This window comes from Enterobacter quasiroggenkampii, assembly GCF_043972695.1.
GTDB classification, from domain to species: domain Bacteria; phylum Pseudomonadota; class Gammaproteobacteria; order Enterobacterales; family Enterobacteriaceae; genus Enterobacter; species Enterobacter quasiroggenkampii.
The window spans coordinates 2180991-2206891 of record NZ_CP143745.1 but is presented as its reverse complement, the minus strand read 5'-3'; the positions used below and the strand labels follow the sequence as shown (position 1 = coordinate 2206891).

General features: G+C 55.4%; 21 protein-coding genes. 11 read left to right on the top strand and 10 right to left on the bottom strand.

Going from position 1 to position 25901, the window contains the following annotated elements; all coding sequences use genetic code 11:
* Positions 1-14: 14 nt before the first annotated feature.
* Entirely contained in the window at positions 15-467 is a 453-nt protein-coding gene (matP, locus tag V1572_RS10445; protein ID WP_008499929.1) for a macrodomain Ter protein MatP, read from the bottom strand.
* Positions 468-653: 186 nt separating this feature from the next.
* On the opposite strand from matP, the gene V1572_RS10440 reads away from it, so the two are divergent.
* A complete protein-coding gene (locus V1572_RS10440; protein ID WP_196352640.1) occupies positions 654-2414 on the top strand; it encodes a Lon protease family protein in 1761 nt (586 codons plus the stop codon).
* Between the two features lie 68 nt (positions 2415-2482).
* Positions 2483-3001 (top strand): 3-hydroxyacyl-[acyl-carrier-protein] dehydratase FabA, encoded by a 519-nt coding sequence (gene fabA, locus V1572_RS10435; RefSeq protein ID WP_008499931.1) that lies wholly within the window; start codon positions 2483-2485, stop codon positions 2999-3001.
* 71 nt (positions 3002-3072) lie between these two features.
* Here the strand turns inward: fabA and rmf are convergent, their stop codons facing one another.
* From rmf to rlmKL, 6 genes are all read right to left on the bottom strand, one after another.
* A complete protein-coding gene (gene rmf / locus V1572_RS10430) occupies positions 3073-3240 on the bottom strand; it encodes a ribosome modulation factor (protein WP_013097261.1) in 168 nt (55 codons plus the stop codon).
* A gap of 255 nt (positions 3241-3495) precedes the next feature.
* Positions 3496-4062, bottom strand: coding sequence for a membrane integrity-associated transporter subunit PqiC (pqiC, locus tag V1572_RS10425; protein WP_045908366.1), 567 nt, complete (start codon positions 4060-4062; stop codon positions 3496-3498).
* Positions 4059-5699, bottom strand: coding sequence for an intermembrane transport protein PqiB (gene pqiB, locus V1572_RS10420; RefSeq protein WP_024907768.1), 1641 nt, complete (start codon positions 5697-5699; stop codon positions 4059-4061). The genes pqiC and pqiB overlap by 4 nt, the downstream gene beginning before the upstream one ends.
* A gap of 4 nt (positions 5700-5703) precedes the next feature.
* Positions 5704-6957: a membrane integrity-associated transporter subunit PqiA gene (gene pqiA, locus V1572_RS10415; protein WP_008499934.1), complete on the bottom strand. Its 1254-nt coding sequence runs from the start codon at positions 6955-6957 to the stop codon at positions 5704-5706.
* Between the two features lie 13 nt (positions 6958-6970).
* On the bottom strand, positions 6971-8878 hold the full coding sequence (locus tag V1572_RS10410; protein WP_196364796.1) for an ABC transporter ATP-binding protein: 1908 nt from the start codon (positions 8876-8878) through the stop codon (positions 6971-6973).
* Between the two features lie 12 nt (positions 8879-8890).
* On the bottom strand, positions 8891-10999 hold the full coding sequence (gene rlmKL / locus V1572_RS10405) for a bifunctional 23S rRNA (guanine(2069)-N(7))-methyltransferase RlmK/23S rRNA (guanine(2445)-N(2))-methyltransferase RlmL (protein ID WP_229225638.1): 2109 nt from the start codon (positions 10997-10999) through the stop codon (positions 8891-8893).
* Positions 11000-11097: 98 nt separating this feature from the next.
* Between rlmKL and V1572_RS10400 the strand changes: the two genes are divergently transcribed.
* Positions 11098-12207, top strand: a complete 1110-nt coding sequence (locus V1572_RS10400; RefSeq protein ID WP_045908369.1) for a YcbX family protein — start codon at positions 11098-11100, stop codon at positions 12205-12207.
* Here the strand turns inward: V1572_RS10400 and zapC are convergent.
* Both zapC and pyrD read right to left on the bottom strand, forming a co-directional pair.
* Positions 12204-12746, bottom strand: a complete 543-nt coding sequence (gene zapC, locus V1572_RS10395) for a cell division protein ZapC (protein WP_032651189.1) — start codon at positions 12744-12746, stop codon at positions 12204-12206. The two genes, V1572_RS10400 and zapC, sit on opposite strands and share 4 nt — an antisense overlap.
* A gap of 166 nt (positions 12747-12912) precedes the next feature.
* Complete coding sequence (pyrD, locus tag V1572_RS10390; protein WP_023618346.1) at positions 12913-13923, bottom strand: quinone-dependent dihydroorotate dehydrogenase; 1011 nt, start codon at positions 13921-13923, stop codon at positions 12913-12915.
* Between the two features lie 248 nt (positions 13924-14171).
* Here pyrD and ssuE point away from each other — a divergent pair, with 248 nt between their 5' ends.
* Genes ssuE through ssuB form a run of 5 tightly spaced genes read left to right on the top strand, consistent with a single transcriptional unit; the run spans position 14172 to position 18412 of the window.
* Positions 14172-14747, top strand: coding sequence for an NADPH-dependent FMN reductase (gene ssuE, locus V1572_RS10385; protein WP_008499940.1), 576 nt, complete (start codon positions 14172-14174; stop codon positions 14745-14747).
* Entirely contained in the window at positions 14740-15702 is a 963-nt protein-coding gene (locus V1572_RS10380; protein WP_196346081.1) for a sulfonate ABC transporter substrate-binding protein, read from the top strand. The genes ssuE and V1572_RS10380 overlap by 8 nt, the downstream gene beginning before the upstream one ends.
* On the top strand, positions 15699-16844 hold the full coding sequence (gene ssuD, locus V1572_RS10375) for an FMNH2-dependent alkanesulfonate monooxygenase (protein ID WP_045908372.1): 1146 nt from the start codon (positions 15699-15701) through the stop codon (positions 16842-16844). Before V1572_RS10380 ends, ssuD begins: the two co-directional genes overlap by 4 nt.
* A gap of 9 nt (positions 16845-16853) precedes the next feature.
* Positions 16854-17645 (top strand): aliphatic sulfonate ABC transporter permease SsuC, encoded by a 792-nt coding sequence (gene ssuC / locus V1572_RS10370; protein ID WP_023311016.1) that lies wholly within the window; start codon positions 16854-16856, stop codon positions 17643-17645.
* Positions 17642-18412 carry an aliphatic sulfonates ABC transporter ATP-binding protein gene (gene ssuB / locus V1572_RS10365; RefSeq protein WP_045908373.1) on the top strand — a complete coding sequence of 257 codons (771 nt, stop codon included), beginning with the start codon at positions 17642-17644 and terminating at the stop codon, positions 18410-18412. The genes ssuC and ssuB overlap by 4 nt, the downstream gene beginning before the upstream one ends.
* A 106-nt stretch (positions 18413-18518) precedes the next feature.
* Here the strand turns inward: ssuB and pepN are convergent, their stop codons facing one another.
* Complete coding sequence (gene pepN / locus V1572_RS10360) at positions 18519-21131, bottom strand: aminopeptidase N (RefSeq protein ID WP_048027217.1); 2613 nt, start codon at positions 21129-21131, stop codon at positions 18519-18521.
* A 254-nt stretch (positions 21132-21385) separates the two neighbouring features.
* Between pepN and pncB the strand changes: the two genes are divergently transcribed.
* From pncB to ompF, 3 genes are all read left to right on the top strand, one after another.
* On the top strand, positions 21386-22588 hold the full coding sequence (gene pncB, locus V1572_RS10355; RefSeq protein ID WP_048027215.1) for a nicotinate phosphoribosyltransferase: 1203 nt from the start codon (positions 21386-21388) through the stop codon (positions 22586-22588).
* A 166-nt stretch (positions 22589-22754) separates the two neighbouring features.
* Positions 22755-24155 carry an asparagine--tRNA ligase gene (gene asnS / locus V1572_RS10350; RefSeq protein WP_395299933.1) on the top strand — a complete coding sequence of 467 codons (1401 nt, stop codon included), beginning with the start codon at positions 22755-22757 and terminating at the stop codon, positions 24153-24155.
* Between the two features lie 605 nt (positions 24156-24760).
* Positions 24761-25819 (top strand): porin OmpF, encoded by a 1059-nt coding sequence (gene ompF, locus V1572_RS10345; RefSeq protein WP_045908376.1) that lies wholly within the window; start codon positions 24761-24763, stop codon positions 25817-25819.
* Positions 25820-25901 lie beyond the last annotated feature (82 nt).

Sequence of the window (25901 nt, the reverse complement as noted above, 5' to 3'; positions counted from 1 at the left end):
AAAAGTAAAAAAATCTACTTTTTACCCAACAGCGCCTGAAGGTCGTTCTTCAGTGTCGACATCTGGTTGGCGTATTTCTCTTTATGTTCTGCATCCTCAATCAGCTGCACGATGGTTTCCGACAGCGTTTTGCCCCGTCGTTGCGCCAGCCCGGCCAGGCGCTGCCAGACAACAAATTCCAGGTCGATTGATTTTTTGCGTGTGTGCTGATGCTCAGCATTAAAATGCCGTTTGCGTCGCGCACGGATAGTTTGCTTCATCCGGTTTAACAAGGCTGGATTGATGTGTTTCTCAATCCAGCCGTTAACCTGTACCGGTTCATTTTCGAGGGTCAGCAAAATATCCACGGCTTCTTGTGCAGCGCTGGCTTCGATGTAGCAGGTGATCAGCTCCCCTTCACGGTGCTTTTTGACCAGGTACTTCCATTTCCAGCCGCTTTCGAGATTTTCCAGTTGTTGATATTTCATTGCGATCTCAGTGTTACCACGTAACTCTGTTCAGAATATCAGTTTTTTAGCAATCTGCTGAAAAGAAATCATATCCTGTGAGTGAATGCAGCCAATCACCCTGTCGAAATCCCCAATCCTGCTTGGGTACAGCCCCCCGCTTACGGTATACTCCACGCTTTTACATCTGACTAAAAAACATCAACTTTGACCATTACGAAACTTGCATGGCGTGACCTTGTTCCGGATACCGAAAGTTATCAGGAACTGTTTGCACAGCCAGATCTCGCAAAAGAACACGAATTCATCCTTAGCGATACGCAGCCCCGTTTGCATTACGCGCTGGAGCAGGTATTAAGCCCATGGGCAACTGCGCCTTTTATGCTGCTCAAAGCCCCGGAAGAAGCGGAATACCTGACGTTGTTCGGGGATGCCGTGCGTCAGTTAAAGCCGGAAGCGAATGCCGTTTTTGGCGGCCAGTATCGTATTACGGGACATGATGTCACTTTCGAACCGGCGGCACAGGCCGACGGTCGTTTTGCCGCCAAGGGCGAGGTGATTACCGCGAACTGGGTCGAGGCAGAACAACTCTTTGGTTGTCTGCGCCAGTTTAACGGCGAGCTTTCGCTGCAGCCGGGGCTGGTACATCGCGCAAATGGCGGTGTTCTGATTATCTCACTGCGTACCCTGCTCTCGCAGCCGCTGCTGTGGATGCGTCTGAAAACCATCGTGCACCAGCAGCGTTTCGACTGGGTCGGCTACGATGAGTCCCGTCCTCTGCCCGTCTCTGTTCCGTCTATGCCGCTGTCGTTAACCGTCGTGCTGACGGGCGATCGTGAATCGCTGGCGGATTTCCAGGAAATGGAGCCGGAACTGGCTGAGCAGGCGGTATATAGCGAATACGAAGACAATATCCAGATTGCCGATGCCGACGATATGGCGCAGTGGTGTCAGTGGGTGATGGCCGTTGCCGAACGATTTGCGCTGCCAACGCCTGCGGCTGACGCGTGGCCAGGCCTGATCCGCGAAGCGGTGCGCTATACCGGTGACCAGGAAACGCTGCCACTCTGCCCGCTCTGGATCGGCAAGCAGCTGCGTGAAGTGGGTGTGATTAGCGGTAACGGTGCGTTCACCGGAGAACAACTCACCCAGATGCTGGCTCAACGAGAGTGGCGAGAAGGCTATCTTGCTGACCGTATGCAGGATGAAATTCTGCTGGAACAAATTCTGGTGGAAACCGAAGGCGAACGCGTCGGTCAGATTAACGCCCTGTCGGTGATTGAATTTCCTGGCCATCCGCGCGCGTTCGGGGAGCCATCCCGTATCAGCTGCGTTGTGCATATTGGCGATGGTGAATTTACCGATATCGAACGCAAAGCCGAGCTGGGCGGAAACATTCACGCCAAAGGCATGATGATCATGCAGGCGTTTTTGATGTCTGAACTGCAGCTTGAGCAACAGATCCCCTTCTCCGCCTCGCTGACGTTTGAGCAGTCCTACAGCGAAGTGGATGGCGATAGCGCCTCTATGGCTGAACTGTGCGCCTTAATCAGCGCCCTGGCGGAAGTGCCTATCAATCAGAACATTGCGATCACCGGTTCGGTGGATCAATTTGGTCGTGCACAGCCTGTGGGTGGCCTCAACGAGAAAATTGAAGGTTTCTTCTCTATCTGTCAGCAGCGCGGTTTAAACGGCAAGCAGGGTGTGATTATTCCGGCTCCCAACGCACGCCATTTAAGCCTCAGTCAGGAGATCCTGGATGCGGTTGAACAAGAGCAGTTCGCTATCTGGGCCATCGAAGGGATTGAGGATGCACTACCCTTACTGACAAACCTGGTATGGGATGGCGAAGGGCAAACCACCCTGATGCAGACTATCCAGGAACGTATTGCTCAGGCGACACAGCAGGATGCTCGTCATCGTTATCCATGGCCGTTACGCTGGCTGGGCTGGTTTAGTTCGAACTGATCGGACTTGTTCAGCGTACACGTGTTAGCTATCCTGCGTCCTTCACTAAAATAAGGCTTACTGAGAACATGGTAGATAAACGCGAATCCTATACAAAAGAAGATCTTCTTGCCTCTGGTCGCGGTGAACTGTTTGGCGCGAAAGGCCCACAGTTACCGGCCCCGAACATGCTGATGATGGACCGTGTCGTGAAAATGACCGAAACCGGCGGCAACTTCGATAAGGGTTACGTAGAAGCAGAACTCGATATCAACCCGGACCTGTGGTTCTTCGGTTGCCACTTTATCGGCGATCCGGTAATGCCTGGCTGTCTGGGTCTGGATGCGATGTGGCAGCTGGTTGGCTTCTATCTGGGCTGGCTGGGTGGTGAAGGTAAAGGCCGCGCGCTGGGCGTAGGCGAAGTAAAATTCACCGGCCAGGTTCTGCCTACAGCGAAGAAAGTGACCTATCGTATTCACTTCAAGCGCATCGTTAACCGCCGCCTGATTATGGGCCTGGCAGATGGCGAAGTGCTGGTCGACGGTCGTCTGATCTATAGCGCAAGCGACCTGAAGGTTGGCCTGTTCCAGGACACGTCCGCGTTCTGATCGTGCTTTTTGCACCCCCGGAAAGGCGAAACCTCCGCATTGCGGAGGTTTCTTTTTTAAAAGAGACGTTATCAGGCTATGAGTGCCCTGTCGCCGATGGCTTCTCGCCAGCCTCCAAGCCATTGTGACCTTTGATTTATCGTCTGATAAGGACACATTTCTTTAGAACGTCCAGCGATGCCGGCCTGATAACCACGTTGATGAGCCCGTTCCAGGCGATCTCGTTTCTGTCTCTTCATGCCTCGTTTCCCTCATTCTTTTGTCTGGTGGAAAGAAAACAGTGTCTGCACTATCTGCACAGGCACAGATAACGAATACCCCGAATTAGTCGCATCGTCAATGTTCAAAATTCATACGGGTGTCATATTTGTGAGCTACCTGGAAGATCATTTGTACAAAAATTGTGACGTGGCACAAGTAACAACCTGAAGTGAAAACGAAAAAAAACCGCAATCAGCAACAGACCGATTGCGGTTTTTGATGATGAATTTTACTTATGGCAGCCGGGAAATCTCTCTCGCGATACTGGCCGACTCCTGCGCCCAACCCTGAGCCAGGACTTTCACCATTTCGTCATAGCCATCCTTCTGCTGCTTCAGCTCCAGATGGAAAGGACGCTTAATCAGCTGCCCCTGATGATTCAGCAACCACTCCCCGCTGATCACCACTGCACCGTCATAGCGGCCGTGGAAGCCCGTTACGGTGACGTTCAGCGTATCCTGATCGTTACCCAGCGGCTGCGACGCGACAACCCAGCCCGGAAGCTGGCTACCCAGATTGGCCACCAGCGTGTTGCGCAGTTGCTGATCCAGCGGACTGGCCCACAAGTTGTTGGTCGCAATCACATATTTAACGTCGCTGGTCTGATAGACCACGCCGTTTCCTGCCAGATAATCCGGCACGGCAACCTGCTCAACCCACAGCTGGCGGTTTCCCTGACTCGCCGTGCTTTGCCCGCCGCTGTGGGTCGCCACAGGCAGCTGATAGTAGCTTTTATTCTCTACCCCTGAACTGCACGCCGTTAACAGCAGAGCGCCAACCATCAATAGCCACTTTTTCATTCTTTTGCCCTCTTCGGCTCAGGATCCTTTTTATCTTTCGCTTCGAACACCAGCGCGTTGCTCTTCTCGTTGAGCGTTTTCAGAACAGGCTGCAGTTCACGCAGGACCTGATCAAGACGCTGCATATCTGCCACCATCTTGTTATAGGCTGCTGAGCCCGGCTGGAAGCCCTGCATACTGCGGTTCAGCTCACGCAGCGTTTTCTGCATGTCCTGCGGCAGCTGCTGCATGCTCTGGCTCGCCGTGATCTTGTTGATGTTATCCAGCGTGGTTTGCAGGCGCTGCATTGTCTCCTGACTCTGATGTAACGACCCGGTCGCCGCTTCAATCATCGGATTCAGTGGCAGATTGTTGATCTTATCCAGCGTCTCCATCAGACGCTGCTGGATCTGCGCCAGGCCGCTGCTCACCGTTGGGATGATCTTATAGCCACCGAATTCACGGATACCGGTAATCGGCGGTGCTTTCGGGTAGAAGTCCATATCCACATACAGCGCACCGGTGACCAGGTTGCCGGTTTTCAGCGACCCGCGCAAACCGCGTTCCATCAACTGAGAGATATGGGCTGCAATATCCTGATTTTCGCCAATCTGGTTTAGCAGACGCTCCGGCTCAATGCGGATCAGCACCGGAATGCGATAGTCATCATCCAGCATCTGGCTCAGACCCGGGACGAAGAACGGCACTTGCCCAACCGTACCGAGGCGAATACCGCGGAACTCAACAGGCGCCCCCGGCTGCAGGCCGCGAACGGAGTCTTTAAAGAACATCAGGAAGTCAACGTGATCGGTATAGAGCGCATCCTGAATGCTTTTTTGATCGTCAAAGAGACGGAAAGCGGTGTTCTCTGCAACCGGCTGGCCCAAATCAAGGCCCTCCGGCACATCAAAACTCACGCCGCCGCCAAACAGCGTGGTCAGCGACCCCATTTCAACGCGCATGCCTGCCGAGGTCAGATCCACCGCGATCCCGCTGTCTTTCCAGAAACGGACATTGCTGGTGACCAGGCGATCGTTTGGCGCATTGATGAAGAGCTGATAGCTGATCGCGCGTTTCTGTGGATCAAACGTGCTTTTCTCAACCGACCCGACGCGGTAGCCGCGGAACAGAACCGGGTCGCCCGCCGTGAGCTGACCTGCTTTTTTACTGTCGAGGATCACGCGGATACCCTTGGCATCAGGCGGCGCAAGCGGCGGTGAGTCCAGGAGCTGGTATTTAGCTGGCTGGTTACCCTTAGCGCCGGGCTGCAGCTCAATGTAGGCGCCCGAAAGCAGCGTCCCTAAGCCGCTGATCCCTTCACGCCCCACCTGCGGCTTAACGACCCAGAAAACGGAATCGCCGTGCAGCAGTTTTTCCATGCCGGCATTAAGGCGCGCCTTAATCTCCACATGGGTTAAATCGTCCGTCAGGGTTGCGCTTTCGACCACGCCCACATCCACGCTACGGCTTTTGATGGTCGTTTTACCGCCCTCAATCCCCTCGGCATTGGTGGTTATCAGCGTCACTTCCGGTCCCTGATGACTGTAATGATAAAACAGGATCCAGGCACCGATCAGCGCAGTCACGATGGGAAAAATCCACACCGGAGACCAGTTTTTGACCTTCTGCACTTTCGCCTCTCCACTCTTATTTTCCATGCTCTTACTCTTCCTCATGGCTTGATTCAGGCTCACGATCCCACGATAAACGAGGGTCGAAGGTCATGGCCGCAAACATGGTCATGATCACGACCAGTGCAAACATTAAAGCCCCCATCGCAGGATAAATACTCATCAAACCGCCCATCCGCACCAGCGCAGAGAGAACGGCGATGACAAACACGTCAATCATTGACCAGCGTCCGACAAACTCGACCACTTCATAAATCAGGTGCATGCGTTCGCTATCGCGTTTCCCATGACCTTTCGCATCCCAACAGAGCCAGGCGATGGCGATCATTTTTAAGGTGGGCACCATAATACTGGCGATAAAGATGACGCCAGCGACCGGATAGGAACCTTCGCCCCAGAGCAGTATCACCCCGGCGAGGATCGTCGAGGGCATTTTGTCACCGAGCAAATCGGTGATCATGATTGGCAGAATATTGGCTGGCAGATACAGCATGACGGACGTGACCAGCAGCGCCATCGTCCACTGCAGGCTATTTTTACGGCGTACGTGCCCCTTTGTTTCGCAGCGCGGACAGACGTCGAGATCGGCGGGCAGCACGGCGGTACAGCACGGACACGAGCGAAGCCCCTGGCGAATGCCGGGCACCCCGACCTTCACCGTCTGAGCAAGCGTCGGCGCTGGCGCGATATCGTCCCACGCCCAACGCCTGTCCACACACTGGAAGGCGCGCAGCTGCAGAACGCAGTACAGACACCAGGGAATAAAGCTGCTGCCAATCCCCACGTCGCCGTACGCCATCAGCTTCACGAAGCTGACCAGAATCCCCGCCAGAAAGATCTCGGCCATCCCCCAGCTTTTGAGCTGAAAAAGAATACGCGCCAGTCGGATTTTCAGCGGTGCCGGCATCCTGACGCGGTTCACCAGCAAAAGGATGACGACCAGGCAAAAAGCCGGGACTATCTGGACAAACAGGAGAAAAAAGGTCCCCAGGCTGGCGTAATCTTCCGAGAACATCACGCCCGGGATTTCAAGCAAATCCACCTGGCTGGTGATCCCCCCCACCTTCATATAGATGAAGGGGAAGAGATTGGAGAGCAGCAGCATAAATAAGGCTGCCAGAGCGTAAGCAGTGGGACGCTGCCGCGGCGCGTCCCACTCGGTTGTCAACGTCGCACCGCAACGTGGACACAGGGCTTTATGTCCGTGACCAAGCTCTGGCAACGCCACGAGCATATCGCATTGCGAGCATAAAATATGCCTGTCGGCATGGTGCTGGTCACACATATGTTATCCCTGTTTATGCGCCGTTTTTCAGAGACTCAAGGTACTCCCAGCGCTCAAATGCTTCTTCCAGGGCTTTTTCAGCCGCGGACAGTTCTGACAGTACTTTCTGAGTATAGTCATGCGATTGAGTAAAGAATGACGCATCAGCAACCTGAGTTTGCAGATCCTCAAGCGCGGCCTCCAGCTCTTCAAGACGCTGCGGTAGCCCCTCCAGTTCGCGCTGCAGGTTATAGCTTAGTTTAGCCGAGGTTTTCTTGACAGTTTCTGCTTTTGTTACAGCAGGTTCAGCACTTATTTTGGGCTTTGACTGCTTCGTCGCCAGCGACTGTGCCTGTTGCCCTTTTGCATCGTGATAACCGCCGACATATTGACCAATTCGCCCTTCACCTTCGAAGATCCAGCACTCGGTCACGGTGTTATCAACGAACTGACGATCGTGGCTGACCAGCATCACGGTGCCCTGATAGCCGTCAATCAGCTCTTCGAGTAATTCCAGCGTTTCGACATCCAGGTCGTTAGTCGGTTCATCGAGGATCAGCAGGTTGCTTGGCTTCAGGAACAGGCGCGCCAGCAGAAGGCGGTTTCGCTCACCGCCGGACAGCGCGCGCACCGGCGTCATGGCGCGTTTCGGATGGAACAGGAAGTCCTGCAGGTAGCCCAGCACGTGGCGCGGCTTGCCGTTCACCATCACTTCCTGCTTACCTTCGGCGAGGTTGTCCATCACCGTGCGGTCCGGATCCAGTTCCGCGCGGTGCTGGTCGAAGTAGGCGACCTCCAGCTTGGTCCCGCAGTGAATGCGTCCGCTGTCGGCCTGCAGCTGGCCCAGCATCAGCTTCAGCAGCGTGGTTTTACCGCAGCCGTTCGGGCCAATCAGGGCGATTTTGTCGCCGCGCTGGACCTGCGCGGAGAAATCGTTCACCAGCACTTTACCGTCAACCTGATAGTTGACGTTTTCCATTTCAAAAACAATCTTGCCGGAACGGGACGCCTCTTCCACCTGCATTTTGGCGCTGCCCATCACTTCACGGCGTTCGCTGCGCTCGCGACGCATCGCCTTCAGAGCGCGCACGCGGCCTTCGTTACGGGTACGGCGGGCTTTGATGCCCTGGCGGATCCAGACCTCTTCCTGCGCCAGCTTGCGGTCGAACTCGGCATTCTGCAGCTCTTCCACGCGCAGGTTTTCTTCTTTCTCCAGTAGATACGTATCGTAATCGCCGGGATAGGTGACCAGCTTGCCGCGGTCGAGGTCGACAATGCGCGTCGCCATATTGCGGATAAACGAACGGTCGTGTGAGATAAAGATGATGGTGCCGCTGAAGGTTTTCAGGAAACCTTCCAGCCAGTCGATCGCTTCGATATCCAGGTGGTTGGTCGGTTCGTCCAGCAGCAGCACCTTCGGCCCGCTGACCAGCGCGCGACCCAGGGCCGCTTTACGCAGCCAGCCGCCGGAGAGCGCCGACAGCTCCATATCGGGTTCCAGGCCGAGCTGTGCCAGCACTTCATTAATGCGGTTTTCAAGCTGCCACAGACCGTGGTGATCGAGCATCTCCTGCACTTTCGCCAGTTCGTTGAGGTTTTTGTCGCTCGGATCGGTCATCACCAGATGCGAAATCTCGTGATAGCGCTTCAGGTATTCAGCCTGCTCGGAGATCCCTTCCGCCACGAAATCGTAAACGCTGCCGGTCACGTGACGCGGTGGATCCTGCTGCAGGCGGGAGACAATCAGATCCTGCTCGTAAACAATACGCCCGTCATCCAGCCCCTGTTCACGGTTAAGGATTTTCATCAGCGTGGATTTACCCGCGCCGTTACGGCCCACCAGACAGACGCGCTCGTTATCTTCGATGTGCAATTCTGCATTGTCGAGAAGCGGTGAGTCGCTGAAGGAGAGCCACGCGCCGTGCATACTAATTAAAGACATTTATTTTTCCTTTCAGACCGCGGTAATCAACCAGCAGTTATGAATTTGACGGTTACGGGCAAAGTCCTGAGACAGCGTTTTTTGGCTGATTTCTTGTGCTTTCAGTCCCAGGGCTGCTAAGCCGTCATGATCCATACGGAAGCCGCGTTTGTTGTTCGAGAACATAATGGTGCCGCCTTTGCGCAGCAGACGCTTCAGGTCGGTCATCAGGCGCAAGTGATCGCGTTGTACATCAAAGCTATCTTCCATACGCTTGGAGTTGGAGAAGGTCGGCGGATCGATAAAGATCAGATCAAACTGCTCGTCGGTATCGCGCAGCCAGCCCAGCACGTCAGCCTGCATCAGGCGATGCTGACGTCCGGTTAAGCCGTTAAGACGCAGGTTGCGCTCCGCCCATTCCAGATAGGTACGGGACATATCCACCGTGGTGGTGCTGCGCGCGCCGCCCAGACCGGCATGCACGCTGGCGCTGCCGGTATAGGAGAAGAGATTCAGGAAGTCCTTGCCTTTACTCATCTGGCCCAGCATGCGTCGAGCGATACGGTGGTCGAGGAACAGACCGGTATCCAGATAGTCGGTCAGGTTGACCCACAGGCGCGCGTTGTATTCGCCCACTTCGATAAAGTCGCCCTTCTCGCCCATCTTCTGGTACTGATTTTTGCCTTTCTGACGTTCACGCGTTTTCAGCACCAGCTTGTTTGGCGCAATACCCAGCACGGCGATGGTGGCGGCAATGACGTCCAGCATGCGCTGACGCGCTTTTTGTGCATCAATGGTTTTCGGCGGCGCATATTCCTGAATCACCACCCAGTCCGCGTAGCGGTCAACCGCCACGTTGTACTCCGGCAGGTCGGCATCGTACAGTCGATAGCATTCAATGCCCTCCTGCTTCGCCCACTTCTCAAATTTCTTCAGGTTCTTGCGCAGGCGGTTGGCGTAATCTTCCGCCACGCCGGACGGCTTGCTGTCGGCCGCCTTCTCCGCCAGATGGTAGTTTTTCTGCACGCAGTCCAGCGGGCCGTTTTTCGCTTTAAACTGGCGATCGGCGCGCAGCTGCAGGCAGCTCAGCAGTTCCGGCGAGGCGCTGAACAGAGACAGGTTCCAGCCGCCGAAGTGGTCCTTCATATTGCGGCCCAGCAGGCTGTGCAGGGCAATCAGCGCCGGTTCGCTATCGAGACGTTCGCCGTATGGCGGGTTGCTGATGACGGTACCGTACGGGCCTTTTGGCAGCGGGTTGGTCAGGTTCGCCACGTCTTTCACTTCAAAGGTGACCAGCTCGCCGATACCGGCACGGCGGGCGTTGCTGCGCGCACGCTCAATGACGCGAGGGTCGCTATCGGAGCCGTAGAAATGAGAGGTATATTCCGCCAGCCCCTTCCGCGCGCGGGTCTGCGCGTCGTCTTTGACCTCTTTCCAGAGCGCTTCATCGTGCTGCGCCCAGCCCTTGAAGCCCCACTGGGCGCGGTGCAGTCCCGGCGCGCGGTCGGTGGCCAGCATGGCCGCTTCAATCAACAGGGTACCGGAACCGCACATCGGGTCGAGCAGCGGCGTGCCCGGCTGCCAGCCGGAGCGCATCACAATCGCGGCCGCCAGGGTCTCTTTGATGGGTGCCATGCCGGTACGATCGCGGTAGCCGCGCAGGTGCAGGCCCGCGCCGCTCAGATCGAGGGAGATGCTTGCCGTGTCGCCGTTCAGCCAGACGTTAATACGCAGATCGGGGTTTTCACGATCGACGTTGGGACGTTCCTTATTTTTACGCGTGAAGCAGTCCACAATGGCGTCTTTTACGCGCAGGGCACCGTACTGGCTGTTGCGGATCTCGTCGTTCACGCCGTTGAAATGCACCGCAAAGGTGGCATTCGGGGTGAAGATCTCTGTCCAGTCGATCATCTGTACGCCGGTATAGAGATCAAGGTCGCTATAGACCTTGCACTCCTTCATCGGCAGCATGATGCGCGACGCCAGGCGGCTCCACATCAGGCTCTGGTAAATAAGCCGCGTGTCGCCCTCAAAATGGACACCACCCTGAACCACCTGGCACTCTTGCGCGCCCAGGCTTTCCAGTTCAGTTTTTAACAGCTCTTCCAGCCCACGGGCCGTACTGGCAAACAGAGAATTCATATCGTCACTTTTACTCTTAGAAAATTGTCGCGCATTATAGCTAATATGGCGTGTATGTCATAAAGTTGAAGGCTTATTTTCATTCGAGGGAGTGTGCAGTGGCGACGTTATCCAGGCTTTTTATTCATCCGGTGAAATCCATGCGCGGCATCGGCGTCTCTCACGCGCTGGCCGACATGAGCGGATTTGCCTTCGATCGTATTTTTATGGTCACCGAGCCTGACGGTACGTTCATTACCGCACGCCAGTTCCCTCAGATGGTTCGCTTTACCCCTTCCCCGCTTCACGACGGTTTGCACCTTACCGCGCCGGACGGTTCCAGCGCGGTGATTCGCTTTGCTGATTTTGCGCCCGTCGATGCGCCAACGGAAGTGTGGGGTAACCATTTTACCGCGCGCATCGCCCCGGATGAGATTAACCGCTGGCTGAGCGGCTTCTTTTCCCGTGACGTGCAGCTGCGCTGGGTTGGGCCTGAACTGACGCGTCGCGTGAAGCGCCACGACGCCGTTCCCCTCTCCTTCGCCGATGGCTTCCCGTTCCTGCTGACCAACGAAGCCTCGCTGCGTGATCTACAAGGCCGCTGCAAAGCCAGCGTTCAGATGGAACAGTTCCGTCCGAACCTGGTGGTGACGGGTGCAGAGGCCTGGGACGAAGATACCTGGAAAGTGATCCGCATTGGCAGCGTCATTTTTGACGTGGTGAAGCCGTGCAGCCGCTGCATTTTCACGACGGTCAGCCCGGAGAAAGGCCAGAAGCACCCTTCCGGCGAACCGTTGAAGACGCTGCAGTCATTCCGCACCGCGCAGGATAACGGTGATGTCGATTTCGGCCAGAACCTGATCCCGCGCTCCAGCGGCGCGATCCGCGTCGGTGATGAGGTAGAAGTGCTCGCCCGTGGGCCAGCAAGGGTGTACGGCTCGGGTCAGGAAGAGGAGTTTGTCGACGTTGAGACAAACGTCGCCGCTGCGGTAGAGATTCACTGGCAGGGCAACGTGATCCGGGGTAATAACCAGCAGGTATTGCTTGAGCAGCTGGAACAAGCAGGGATCCGCATCCCCTATTCCTGTCGCGCGGGAATTTGCGGATGCTGCCGCATCAGGCTGGTGGATGGCGAAGTGAGTGCGTTGAAAAAATCGGCAATTGGAAATGACGGCACAATTCTGTGCTGTAGCTGCGTCCCGAAAACGTCCGTACAGCTGGAAGCTTAAACCGCCTGCTCGAGGCTGAAGGCATCCACGCGAAGCTGGGGCTTCAGCCTGTCGTTCATAACCTTAATGGCATCCCCAAGCTGCATTGTCCGCCCGGCAATCGTCACGCCGGGCTGGGCCAGCAAACAGAGCGCGGCATTTTCGCCGGGCTCCACCACCAGCAGGCTCACCTCTTCTGCGGTATCGCTCAGATTGACGCTGGCCGCATCACCCGTTGCCGGGGTCCAGTTCATGCCGTGCGGCAGGAAATGCCAGCTCTTTGGCATTTGCGGTTTCAGGAAACGGATAGCCACCAGCGCATTTAATACCAGCTCGGCACGCTGCTCTTTCGAGAGCACCAGATCGCGACATTTTTCCTCAAAGGAGAAATACAGCGCAGCGTCATCAACGCAAAAGCCTGACGGGGAAAAGGCGTCCGGGGTTAACATTCGGCGGGCAAAACGAGAGCGAAACAACATGCCATTGGCTAAGTCGAGCATCATTCGGTCATGCTCGTCGCAAAAATACCAGCGCCAGTTATCGTCAGGTTTAATTCGCATGTTTCTCTCCCGTCCCCGAAACGTCCTGTACTAAAAATGTCCTGATCGCCGCTTCGTTTATAACACCATTAATAAAAGACTATAATGTCTAAATAAGCAACAGTGACGGAATATAAAACAACCAGGGCTGGAAATAAAGCCCTGGTTGTCTGATTAGGAGAAAAGATTAGATATGCGTAACGATTTCTTTAATCAGCGGCGGCCCTTTAAAAATAAAGCCGGAATAGATTTGCACCAGTGACGCACCCGCTGCCATCTTCTCGCGCGCAGCAATCACCGAGTCAATGCCACCGACGCCAATAATCGGCAGACGGCCATTTAATTCCGCAGACAGAGCACGAATAATTTCGGTGCTTTTTAATTGCACAGGACGGCCGCTTAATCCACCCGCTTCGTCACAGTTTTTCATTCCCTGCACGAGGGAGCGATCGAGGGTGGTATTGGTCGCAATCACACCATCAATATTATGACGAACTAAACTGTCGGCAACCTGGATCAATTCTTCGGCAGAAAGATCCGGCGCGATCTTAACCGCGACCGGAACATATTTATGGTGGATCGACTGGAGTTCATTTTGTTTATTTTTAATGGCACTCAGAAGATCGTCCAGCGCCTCACCATATTGTAAGGATCGCAGCCCCGGGGTATTGGGGGAAGAAATATTCACCGCAATATAACCGGCATAGGCGTAGACTTTTTCCATACAAATCAGATAGTCATCTTTACCCTGCTCGACCGGCGTGTCTTTATTTTTGCCGATATTGATGCCCAGAATGCCGTCAAAGTGGGCTTTTTTAACGTTCTCAACGAGGTGATCAACACCGTGGTTATTGAAGCCCATGCGGTTGATCAGCCCTTCGGCTTCCACCAGTCGGAACAGGCGCGGCTTGTCATTTCCCGGCTGCGGGCGCGGGGTAACGGTGCCGATTTCAATGGAGCCAAAGCCCATCGCGCCCAGGGCATCAATGCACTCGCCGTTTTTGTCCAGACCGGCCGCCAGACCCAGCGGATTTTTAAAGGTCAGCCCCATGCACTGCACAGGTTTTACCGGCACATGCTGGCGCACCAGCGCGGCCAGAGGCGTTCCGGTAATACGACGTAATTGCTGGAATGTCAATTCATGAGCGCGCTCAGGGTCGAGCTGGAAAAGGGCTTTACGAACGAAGGGGTAGTACATGAACTCTCCTGGATTCCCGGTGTGCAAACCGGGAGGGGATTATGGGCGATCCCGGCGCGAAAGGGAATTGACCTGCGGCAAAAAATCAGCGCAAAACGCAATCGTTTACCTCCCCGCCTGTTTCTTATGCACTTTTTCGCATTTTAATTGCAGATAAATCATTTAGTGGAATAAACGCGCGGTGTCACACTCCTTAAAATTGTTATGAATGTTAGATAAAAGCAAACAATTAGTTATAAGGAGGAAGTATGCGCGTCATTACCCTGGCCGGAAGTCCACGATTCCCGTCACGCTCCAGCGCCCTGCTGGAATATGCCCGTGAAAAACTGAATGCTCTGGATGTGGAAGTGTGCCACTGGAACCTGCATAACTTCGAACCTGAAGATTTGCTCTACGCCCGTTTCGACAGCCCCGCCCTGAAAACCCTCATTGAGCAACTTAACGGCGCGGACGGCCTGATCGTGGCAACGCCCATTTATAAAGCCTCTTTTTCCGGGGCGCTGAAAACCCTGCTCGATCTGCTTCCGGAACGCGCGCTGGACGGAAAGGTGGTGCTGCCGCTGGCAACGGGCGGTACGGTTGCCCATTTACTGGCCGTGGATTACGCCCTGAAGCCGGTGCTGAACGCGCTGAAAGCGCAGGAGATCCTCCACGGCGTTTTCGCCGATGACTCACAGGTTATCGACTATCAGCACAAACCCCACTTTACGCCCAACCTGCAAACCCGCCTCGATAACGCTCTGGAAACCTTCTGGCATGCCCTGCATCGCCGGGATATCCAGGCCCCGGCGTTTGGTCAGCCTCAAGGAGTCGCCCATGTTTAAAACCTTAACCCGCATCGGACTGGCAGGTTTGATGGCATTTACCTCGCTGGCCCATGCCGCAGAAACGGCTCCGGAAAGCTTACGTATCGGCTATCAGAAAGGCAGCGTCAGCATGGTGCTGGCAAAAAGCCACCAGCTTCTGGAAAAACGCTTCCCGGACACCAAATTCTCCTGGGTGGAGTTCCCTGCCGGCCCGCAGATGCTGGAGGCCCTTAACGTGGGCAGTATCGATCTCGGCAGCACGGGCGATATTCCGCCGATATTTGCCCAGGCGGCGGGAGCGGACCTCGTCTATGTAGGCGTTGAGCCGCCCAAGCCGAAAGCCGAGGTGATCCTGGTGCCTGAAAACAGCGATATCAAAAGCGTCGCCGATCTCAAAGGCCATAAGGTCGCATTCCAGAAAGGTTCCAGCTCACACAACCTGTTGCTGCGTGCCCTGCAAGAGGCCGGGCTCAAATTCACTGACATTCAGCCTGTTTACCTGACGCCTGCCGACGCGCGCGCCGCGTTCCAGCAGAAGAACGTTGATGCCTGGGCCATCTGGGATCCGTACTACTCCGCCGCATTGCTGCAGGGCGGCGTTCGCGTGCTGAAAGACGGTACCACGCTGAAGCAAACCGGCTCGTTCTATCTGGCCGCGCGCCCTTATGCGGAAAAGAACGGCGCATTTATTCAGGGCGTGCTGGATACCTTTACCCAGGCCGATGCCCTGACTCAGAGCCAACGTCAGGAGAGCATTGCCCTGCTGGCGAAAACCATGGGCTTACCTGAGCCGGTGATCGCGAGCTATCTCAACCACCGTCCGCCGACCACCATTACGCCCGTTGACGCGCACGTCGCCGCGCTTCAGCAGCAAACGGCCGACCTCTTCTATCAAAACCACCTGGTTCCAAAACAGGTCACTATTCGCGAACGCATCTGGCAACCCGCAGGCAAAGAAGGAGCTAAATCATGAGTCTGAATCTTTTCTGGTTTTTACCCACCCACGGTGATGGACACTATCTTGGCACAGAAGAGGGTTCACGCCCGGTTGACCATGGCTACCTGCAGCAGATTGCTCAGGCAGCAGACCGAATCGGTTTCACCGGGGTGCTGATCCCAACCGGACGGTCATGTGAAGATGCGTGGCTGGTCGCCGCGTCGATGATCCCAGTCACCCAGCGTCTGAAATTCCTGGTCGCGTTACGCCCGAGCGTGGTCTCTCCTACCGTGGCGGCACGTCAGGCGGCAACGCTGGACCGACTGTCCAACGGCCGCGCCTTGTTTAACCTGGTGACGGGCAGCGATCCGCAGGAGCTGGCGGGCGACGGCGTGTTCCTCGACCACACCGAACGCTATGAGGCCTCCGCCGAGTTCACCCGCGTCTGGCGACGCCTGCTGGAAGGGGAAACCGTTACCTTTGAAGGCAAGCATATTCACGTTCGCGACGCGAAGCTCTACTTTCCGCCGGTGCAGCAGCCGCGCCCGCCGCTCTATTTTGGCGGGTCGTCGGATGTGGCGCAGGATCTGGCAGCAGAGCAGGTCGATCTCTATCTGACCTGGGGCGAACCGCCTGAACTGGTAAAAGAAAAAATTGCCCAGGTTCGCGCGAAGGCGGCCGCCCATGGCCGCAAGGTGCGCTTCGGTATCCGTCTGCATGTGATTGTGCGCGAGACCAATGAAGAAGCCTGGCAGGCGGCGGACCGCCTGATCTCCCATCTGGATGATGAAACGATCGCCAGAGCCCAGGCCGCATTTGCCAAAACCGACTCCGTCGGGCAGCACCGGATGGCGTCCCTGCACAACGGCAAGCGCGAGAACCTGGAGATCAGCCCGAACCTGTGGGCGGGCGTCGGTCTGGTGCGCGGCGGTGCAGGCACAGCGCTGGTCGGCGATGGCCCGACCGTGGCCGCGCGTATCAATGAATACGCCGAACTGGGCATCGACAGCTTTATTCTCTCCGGTTATCCGCATCTGGAAGAGGCGTACAAGGTGGGCGAACTGCTGTTCCCGCACCTGGATGTCGCCATTCCGGAGGTGCCACAGCCGCAGCGGCTCCAGCTTCAGGGCGAAGCCGTGGCGAACGAATTCATTCCACGCAAAGCCGCACAGAGCTAAGGAGTGACCATGTCTGCCACCTCACAAAAATGGCTGCTGCGCGCCGCACCGTGGTTTTTACCCGTCGGCATTGTGGCGCTCTGGCAGCTCGCATCGTCTACCGGCTGGCTGTCGAGCCGCATTCTGCCCTCTCCGGAGGGCGTTGTAGAAGCGTTCTGGTCGCTGAGCGTTAGCGGAGAACTGTGGCAGCACCTGGCGATCAGCTCCTGGCGCGCCGTGATCGGGTTTTCCATCGGCGGCAGTATCGGGCTGGTCCTGGGCCTGATCAGCGGCCTTTCACGCTGGGGTGAACGGCTGCTGGATACCTCCATCCAGATGCTGCGTAATGTGCCGCATCTGGCGCTGATCCCGCTGGTCATTTTGTGGTTTGGAATTGATGAGAGTGCCAAGATCTTCCTCGTGGCACTGGGCACGCTCTTCCCGATTTACATCAATACCTGGCACGGCATCCGCAATATCGATCGTGGTCTGGTGGAGATGGCGCGCAGCTACGGCTTATCGGGTTTTTCCCTCTTTATTCATGTGATTCTGCCGGGCGCCCTGCCCTCCATTATGGTCGGCGTGCGTTTTGCGCTCGGCCTGATGTGGCTGACGCTGATTGTGGCGGAAACCATCTCAGCTAACTCCGGGATTGGCTACCTGGCGATGAACGCCCGTGAATTCCTGCAAACGGACGTGGTGGTGGTTGCCATTATTCTTTATGCCCTGCTCGGCAAACTCGCTGACGTCAGCGCCCAGTGGCTGGAGCGCAGCTGGCTGCGCTGGAACCCGGCCTATACCCTTCAGGAGGCGAAAGCATGAATACGGCACGACTGAATCAGGGGACCCCGTTACTGCTGAACGGCGTCACCAAACGCTACGGCGAAAACACCATTCTTAACGGGCTGGATCTGCATATTCCCGCCGGACAGTTTGTGGCCGTTGTCGGACGCAGCGGCGGCGGCAAGAGTACGCTGCTACGGCTGCTGGCCGGACTGGAAGCCCCCAACGGCGGCGACATTCTGGCAGGGACAACGCCGCTTGCGAATATTCAGGACGATACCCGCATGATGTTCCAGGACGCGCGGCTGCTGCCGTGGAAAACGGTTATCGATAATGTCGGGCTCGGCCTTAAGGGCAGCTGGCGGGATGAAGCCCGCCAGGCGCTGGCCGCCGTTGGGCTGGAAAATCGCGCCGATGAGTGGCCTGCTGCCCTTTCGGGTGGACAGAAGCAGCGCGTGGCGCTGGCGCGGGCGTTAATTCACCGTCCGGGCCTGCTGTTGCTCGATGAACCGCTGGGCGCGCTCGACGCCCTGACGCGAATCGAAATGCAGGATTTGATTGAATCCCTCTGGCAGGCGCACGGCTTTACGGTACTGCTGGTGACGCATGACGTGAGTGAAGCCGTCGCAATGGCCGACCGGGTGCTGTTAATAGAGGAAGGGAAAATCGGTCTGGATCTGACGGTGGATCTTCCGCGGCCTCGTCGCGTGGGTTCGGCAAGACTGGCGGAGCTGGAGGCTGAGGTATTGGATCGGGTGATGAAGCGAGGGGAAACGGAGTTGCGGCGAGTTAAGGCTAATGTCTGACACCCTCACTCCGGCCCTCTCCCACGGGGAGAGGAAGGAAACACTAAAAACGGCAACCGAGGTTGCCGTTTTGCGTTTACCTGCCCACCGGGCTTTTTTTTCTACATCACGCTAAGGCTTTAGCAATCTTCTCGTACAGATCGCCAGACAGGTTTTCCAGCCCTTTCAGCTGCTCAAGCGCGGCACGCATCTTCGCCTGACGCTTCGCATCGTAGCGTTTCAGACGGATCAGCGGCTCAATCAGACGCGACGCCACCTGCGGGTTACGGCTGTTCAGCTCGGTCAGCATTTCCACCATGAACTGATAACCGCTGCCGTCTTCGGCGTGGAACGCGGCCGGGTTGCTGCTGGCAAACGCGCCAATCAGCGAACGCACGCGGTTTGGGTTGCTCAGGGTAAAGGAGCGATGCTTCAGCAGGCTGCGCACGTTGCTGAGCGCATCGGCCGCCGGGCTGGTCGCCTGCAGGATGAACCACTTGTCCATCACCAGGCCATCCTGATGCCACTTGTCGTCGTACTCCTGCATCAGCGCATCGCGGCATGGTAGTTCGGCGGCAACGCTTGCGCCCAGCGCGGCCAGCGCGTCGGTCATGTTATCCGCTTCGTGATACTGCTTGCTCACCAGGGTGTTCGCCAGCTCGGTTTCACCAAACGCCAGATAGCGCAGGCAGGTGTTGCGCAGAGAACGTTTACCGATGTCCGCGTGCTCAACGTGATAAGCGTCAAGCTTGTTGGCGTTATAAATGGCGAGGAACTCGTCCGCCAGCTCAGCAGCCAGCGTACGGGTCAGCGCTTCACGCACCGCCACGATCGCGATCGGATCGATAATCTCGAACAACTCCGCGATTTCCGTTGCTGTCGGCAGGGTCAGAATTTCAGCGGCGAGCGCCGGGTCAATTTTCTCATCCAGCAGGACCGCGCGGAACGCGTCAGCTACGTGAACAGGCAGCGACAGCGGCTGGCCCTGCTGATGACGGTTTACGTTGAGCTTGATGTAGGTCGCCAGCAGGCTTTGTGCGGCATCCCAGCGGGAGAAGTCGTTACGCGCGTGACGCATTAGGAACGTCAGTTGCTGATCGCTCCACTTGTACTCCAGCTTCACCGGCGCGGAGAATTCACACAGCAGCGCAGGCACCGGCTGGAAGTAGACGTTATCGAAGATAAAGGTCTGCTCGGCCTGGGTCACGTTCAGCACGTGGTGTACCGGGTGACCGCCCTTCTGCAATGGGATCACTTTGCCTTCGTTATCGTACAGCTCAATGCTGAACGGAATATGCAGCGGGTATTTCTCTTCCTGCTCTGCCGTCGGCGGCGTGCGCTGGCTGATGGTCAGGGTGTACTGCTCGGTTTCTGGATTGTAATCGTCTTTGACGGTAACAATCGGCGTACCGGCCTGGCTGTACCAGCGGCGGAAGTGGGAAAGATCGACATTAGAGGCATCTTCCATTGCCTGCACAAAATCGTCGCAGGTGGCCGCGCTGCCGTCATGACGCTCGAAGTAGAGCTGCATCCCTTTCTGGAAGTTCTCTTCACCCAGCAGAGTGTGGATCATGCGGATAATTTCAGCGCCTTTCTCATACACCGTCAGGGTGTAGAAGTTGTTCATTTCGATGACTTTATCCGGGCGGATTGGATGCGCCATTGGGCTGGCATCTTCCGCAAACTGCAGGCCGCGCATGGTACGCACGTTGTTGATGCGGTTCACCGCGCGTGACCCCAGATCGGAGCTGAACTCCTGGTCACGGAAGACGGTCAGGCCCTCTTTCAGGCTCAGTTGGAACCAGTCGCGGCAGGTGACGCGGTTACCGGTCCAGTTGTGGAAATATTCGTGGCCGATGACGCGTTCGATATCGAGATAATCTTTATCGGTGGCAGTATCGGTGCGCGCCAGCACGTATTTGGAGTTAAAGACGTTCAGGCCTTTGTTTTCCATTGCGCCCATGTTGAAGAAATCAACGGCGACGATCATATAGATGTCGAGGTCATATTCGAGGCCGAAGCGCTCTTCGTCCCACTTCATGGAGTTGATGAGCGAGGTCATCGCCCACGGCGCGCGGTCCAGGTTACCACGGTCAACAAACAGCTCCAGCGCCACCTCGCGGCCTGAGCGCGTTTTGAAGGTGTCGCGCAGCACGTCGAAATCGCCCGCCACCAGCGCAAACAGGTAGCACGGTTTTGGGAACGGATCCTGCCACTGAACCCAGTGACGGCCATTCTCCAGCTCGCCTTCACCTACGCGGTTGCCGTTGGAGAGCAGGAAGGGATACAGGGTTTTATCGGCGATGATCTTGGTGGTGAAGCGCGCCAGGACATCCGGGCGGTCGAGATACCAGGTAATGTGGCGGAACCCTTCCGCTTCACACTGGGTACACAGCGCCACGCCAGACTGGTACAGCCCTTCCAGCGCGGTATTGGCGGCCGGGCTGATTTCATTCACGATGCGCAGCGTAAACTGATCCGGCAGGTTGTCGATGACCAGCTGGTTGTTTTCTTCTTTATAGTCCGACCAGGCTTCATCATTAATATGCAGGGAGACCAGCGTCAGGTCTTCGCCATCCAGACGCAGCGGCACGGCAGTTGCGCTGTGGCGCGTCACCTGACTCACCGCCGTGACAACGGTTTTAGTGGCATCCAGGTCAAAAGTCAGATCGATTTCGCTAATCAGATAATCCGGCGCACGGTAGTCGTGGCGGTATTTGGCTTGTGGCTGTTGTGTCATAGAAAACCTTATGCATCGTTTGTCGAGTAACGTTTCAATATATTCCTGTTGCGCAAAACGCGCTATGCAGAATGTTCATCTTTTCAGGGTCAACACCTTTTTTTGCTACATTTGTATAACACGGGGCACAAAATGCCCTCGACCATAAAACGCGCTTATGTTGTGATCGGGGTTCAATAAATCACTAAACAAGGTATACTCCGGAGTTGTTTATTGTACTAAACGCTCCTGTGAGAGGATGCTACTGCGCACCTATGACTCAATTCGCTTCTCCAGTTCTGCATACGTTGCTGGATACCGACGCGTATAAACTGCATATGCAGCAAGCCGTTTTCCACCATTACTATGACGTTCATGTCGCGGCGGAATTCCGCTGCCGTGGCGACGACTTGCTCGGTATCTACGCAGACGCCATTCGTGAACAGGTCAATGCTATGCAGCATCTGACGCTGCAGGACGAGGAATATCAGTGGCTTTCTGGCCTGCCTTTCTTCAAAGCCGACTACCTGAACTGGCTGCGCGATTTCCGCTATAGACCGGAGCAGGTCACCGTGGTTAACGATAACGGCAAGCTGGATATTCGCCTTGAAGGTCCGTGGCGGGAAGTGATCATGTGGGAAGTGCCGCTTCTGGCGGTGATCAGTGAACTGGCTCACCGCTATCGCTCACCGGAAACGGGCGTAGCGCAGGCGGTTGCCTCGCTGGAAAATAAGCTCGCTGACTTCTCCACGCTGACCGCAGGGCTGGACATGTCCCGCTTCCGCCTGATGGACTTTGGCACCCGTCGCCGTTTTTCGCGCGACGTCCAGGAGGCCATCGTTAAACGTCTGCAACAGGAGCCATGGTTCGTGGGCACCAGTAACTACGATCTGGCCCGTCGCCTCAACCTGACGCCAATGGGTACCCAGGCACACGAGTGGTTCCAGGCGCATCAGCAGATCAGTCCTGACCTGGCAAACAGCCAGCGCGCGGCACTGGCTGCATGGCTTGAGGAGTACCCGAATCAACTCGGGATCGCCCTCACCGACTGTATTACGATGGATGCCTTCCTGCGCGACTTTGGACCTGAATTTGCGGAGCGTTATCAGGGACTACGCCACGATTCAGGGGATCCGATTGAGTGGGGCGAGAAGGCCATTGCCCATTACGAGAAACTGGGCATTGACCCGATGAGCAAGGTGCTGGTCTTCTCCGATAACCTCGATCTGGCGAAAGCCGTCGAACTCTATCGCCATTTCAACGCCAGAGTGAACCTGAGCTTTGGGATTGGTACCCGGTTAACCTGCGACATTCCTCAGGTAAAACCTCTGAATATCGTGATAAAGCTGGTGGAATGTAACGGCAAGCCGGTGGCGAAACTCTCCGACAGCCCGGGCAAAACCATCTGCCATGACAAGGCGTTTGTCCGCGCATTGCGCAAAGCCTTCGATCTTCCCCAGATCAAAAAAGCCAGTTAAGCGCTTAAGGGAGCCTTCATGGCTCCCCTCTTCTTATTTATTTCTCAATTCTTCTCTTTTGACTGCGAAATTTACTTGTCTGATAGCGGATGGCAGGTAACATAGATATCCCCCCATAAGGGTGGACAAGTGTTTATTTTTTCCGACTATTAACAGAGAGAATATTATGAGCGTTGTGCCTGTAGCCGACGTACTCCAGGGCCGTGTCGCCGTTGACCAGGAAGTCACCGTGCGCGGATGGGTGCGTACCCGCCGAGATTCTAAAGCTGGCATCTCCTTCCTTGCCGTCTATGACGGTTCCTGCTTTGATCCTGTACAGGCCGTCATTAATAATTCTCTGCCCAATTACAATGATGACGTTCTGCACCTGACGACGGGCTGTTCCGTTATTGTCACCGGCGTGGTCGTGGCATCCCCGGGTCAAGGTCAGAGTTTCGAAATTCAGGCTTCTGCCATTGAAGTCACCGGCTGGGTTGAAGATCCGGATACCTATCCGATGGCGGCTAAACGTCACAGCATTGAGTATCTGCGTGAAGTGGCGCACCTGCGTCCACGTACCAACCTGATTGGTGCGGTTGCTCGCGTACGTCATACGCTGGCGCAGGCGCTGCATCGTTTCTTCGATGAGCAGGGTTATTTCTGGGTGTCTACCCCGCTGATCACCGCGTCCGATACGGAAGGCGCCGGTGAGATGTTCCGCGTCTCAACGCTGGATCTCGAAAACCTGCCGCGCACCCCGGAAGGTAAAGTGGACTATGACAAAGACTTCTTTGGTAAAGAGGCCTTCCTGACCGTATCCGGTCAGCTCAACGGCGAAACGTACGCCTGCGCGCTGTCTAAAATCTACACCTTTGGCCCTACCTTCCGTGCCGAAAACTCCAACACCAGCCGTCACCTGGCGGAATTCTGGATGCTGGAGCCTGAAGTGGCGTTCGCCAACCTGGACGATGTCGCGGGTCTGGCGGAAGCGATGCTGAAGTATGTCTTCAAAGCGGTGCTGGAAGAGCGTCCGGACGACATGAAATTCTTCGCCGAGCGCGTAGACAGCGACGCAGTAGCTCGTCTGGAGCGCTTCGTCTCTGCCGATTTTGCGCAGGTGGACTACACCGATGCGGTGGCGATCCTCGAGAAATGCGGTGAGAAGTTCGAGAACCCGGTTTACTGGGGCGTAGACCTGGCGTCTGAGCACGAGCGCTATCTGGCCGAGAATCATTTCAAAGCGCCGGTTGTCGTTAAAAACTATCCGAAAGACATTAAGGCCTTCTATATGCGCCTTAACGAAGACGGTAAAACCGTGGCGGCGATGGACGTCCTGGCGCCGGGCATCGGTGAAATCATCGGTGGTTCACAGCGTGAAGAGCGTCTTGACGTGCTGGACGCGCGTATGGAAGAGATGGGTCTCAACCCTGCGGACTACAGCTGGTACCGCGATCTGCGTCGTTACGGTACCGTACCGCACGCTGGTTTTGGTCTGGGCTTCGAGCGTCTGATCGCCTACGTGACCGGTGTGCAGAACGTTCGTGACGTGATTCCGTTCCCACGTACACCACGTAACGCCAGCTTCTAATCAGTAAAGACTAAAATGGCCAGCTTATGCTGGCCATTATTTTATTCTGCATTGTCAGTTTTCGTCAGCGCAAAGTCAGCTTCTTTAAACCATCACCCCGTCACAATCCCTGGTTGTTACGTTTTATTTCCACGAAATATCCAGCCACAAAAAATAACCCCCATTCTTATTGCGATTATTACATTCTCAAGCGATAGCACAAATTTCAATCAGCTTTACAGCCGTCCAGAAGGCTTTTCGGCGCCATAAGAAAAAACGAGTCGTTTAGCGTCTATTTATATGAAATGCCTTTATCCAAATTAATCATAAGGAATTCATATATATAGGATATGTCCTGTCGCTTAATTCGCCAGGGCGCTCTGAAGTTTGAGGTGGTTCACAAAGTTCCCAAAAATACATATTTAGTTACACATATTTTCTTTTGGTTACCTAATCTTGAGAATTGTAGCACTTTCAGGCTAGCGAAACGCTTCGGCGAATGGAAAGATGCCTGTCAGATACATAAAGACACCAAACTCTCATCAATAGTTCCGGAAATATTTATTGACAGAATTTATTGACGGCAGTGGCGAGTGTCATAAAAAAACCAATGAGGGTAATAAATAATGATGAAGCGCAATATTCTGGCAGTGGTAATCCCTGCCCTGCTGGTAGCCGGTGCAGCGAACGCTGCAGAAATCTATAACAAAGACGCTAATAAACTGGATCTTTACGGGAAAGCAGTTGGTCTGCATTACTTCTCTGATGATGACAGCAACGATGGCGACCAGACCTATGCTCGTCTGGGCTTCAAAGGCGAAACAAAAATTAACGACCAGCTGACCGGTTATGGTCAATGGGAATACAACTTCCAGGGTAACAACTCTGAAGGCGCCGATGCTCAGACCGGTAACAAAACCCGTCTGGCGTTCGCAGGTCTGAAATTCGGTGATGCAGGCTCCTTCGACTACGGTCGTAACTATGGCCTGGTGTATGATGCAATCGGCATCACCGATATGCTGCCAGAGTTCGGTGGCGACACTGGCAAGAGCGATAACTTCTTCTCCAGCCGTAATGGTGGTCTGGCGACTTACCGTAACAGCGGCTTCTTCGGCCTGGTTGACGGTCTGAACTTTGGCGTTCAGTACCTGGGCAAAAATGACCGTGCTGATGCAGTACGTTCTAACGGTGACGGCTGGGCAACTTCAGTCAGCTATGATTTCGAAGGCTTTGGCGTTGTAGGTGCTTACGGCGCAGCTGACCGTACCAACAACCAGCAGACTCTGGCCTGGGGTAAAGGCGATAAAGCTGAGCAGTGGGCAACTGGCCTGAAGTATGACGCAAACAACATTTACCTGGCAGCGCTGTACGGCGAAATGCACAACGCCGCACGTTTGGGCAGCAGCGGTTTCGCTAACAAATCTCAGGACTTCTCTGTTGTCGCTCAGTATCAGTTCGACTTCGGTCTGCGTCCATCCATCGCTTACTACAAATCTAAAGCGAAAGACGTAGAAGGCATTGGTGATGAAGATTTCATCAACTACATCGACATTGGCGCGACTTACTACTTCAACAAAAACATGTCCACCTATGTTGACTACCAGATCAACCAGCTGAAAGATGACAACAAACTGGGTCTCAGCAACGATGACATCGTAGCACTGGGTCTCGTTTACCAGTTCTAATCAGTACACCACTTTGTTATATGCTTAATGAACAGGGCTTCGGCCCTGTTTTTTTATGCCTGACAGAAAATAATGGCGACTT

Bases quoted from the DNA above. Each gene is read 5' to 3' on its own strand.
- matP (WP_008499929.1), bottom strand. From the start codon at position 467: ATGAAATATCAACAACTGGAAAATCTCGAAAGCGGCTGGAAATGGAAG.
- fabA (WP_008499931.1), top strand. From the start codon at position 2,483: ATGGTAGATAAACGCGAATCCTATACAAAAGAAGATCTTCTTGCCTCT.
- rmf (WP_013097261.1), bottom strand. From the start codon at position 3,240: ATGAAGAGACAGAAACGAGATCGCCTGGAACGGGCTCATCAACGTGGT.
- pqiC (WP_045908366.1), bottom strand. From the start codon at position 4,062: ATGAAAAAGTGGCTATTGATGGTTGGCGCTCTGCTGTTAACGGCGTGC.
- pqiB (WP_024907768.1), bottom strand. From the start codon at position 5,699: ATGGAAAATAAGAGTGGAGAGGCGAAAGTGCAGAAGGTCAAAAACTGG.
- pqiA (WP_008499934.1), bottom strand. From the start codon at position 6,957: ATGTGTGACCAGCACCATGCCGACAGGCATATTTTATGCTCGCAATGC.
- V1572_RS10410 (WP_196364796.1), bottom strand. From the start codon at position 8,878: ATGTCTTTAATTAGTATGCACGGCGCGTGGCTCTCCTTCAGCGACTCA.
- rlmKL (WP_229225638.1), bottom strand. From the start codon at position 10,999: ATGAATTCTCTGTTTGCCAGTACGGCCCGTGGGCTGGAAGAGCTGTTA.
- zapC (WP_032651189.1), bottom strand. From the start codon at position 12,746: ATGCGAATTAAACCTGACGATAACTGGCGCTGGTATTTTTGCGACGAG.
- pyrD (WP_023618346.1), bottom strand. From the start codon at position 13,923: ATGTACTACCCCTTCGTTCGTAAAGCCCTTTTCCAGCTCGACCCTGAG.
- ssuE (WP_008499940.1), top strand. From the start codon at position 14,172: ATGCGCGTCATTACCCTGGCCGGAAGTCCACGATTCCCGTCACGCTCC.
- V1572_RS10380 (WP_196346081.1), top strand. From the start codon at position 14,740: ATGTTTAAAACCTTAACCCGCATCGGACTGGCAGGTTTGATGGCATTT.
- ssuD (WP_045908372.1), top strand. From the start codon at position 15,699: ATGAGTCTGAATCTTTTCTGGTTTTTACCCACCCACGGTGATGGACAC.
- ssuC (WP_023311016.1), top strand. From the start codon at position 16,854: ATGTCTGCCACCTCACAAAAATGGCTGCTGCGCGCCGCACCGTGGTTT.
- ssuB (WP_045908373.1), top strand. From the start codon at position 17,642: ATGAATACGGCACGACTGAATCAGGGGACCCCGTTACTGCTGAACGGC.
- pepN (WP_048027217.1), bottom strand. From the start codon at position 21,131: ATGACACAACAGCCACAAGCCAAATACCGCCACGACTACCGTGCGCCG.
- pncB (WP_048027215.1), top strand. From the start codon at position 21,386: ATGACTCAATTCGCTTCTCCAGTTCTGCATACGTTGCTGGATACCGAC.
- asnS (WP_395299933.1), top strand. From the start codon at position 22,755: ATGAGCGTTGTGCCTGTAGCCGACGTACTCCAGGGCCGTGTCGCCGTT.
- ompF (WP_045908376.1), top strand. From the start codon at position 24,761: ATGATGAAGCGCAATATTCTGGCAGTGGTAATCCCTGCCCTGCTGGTA.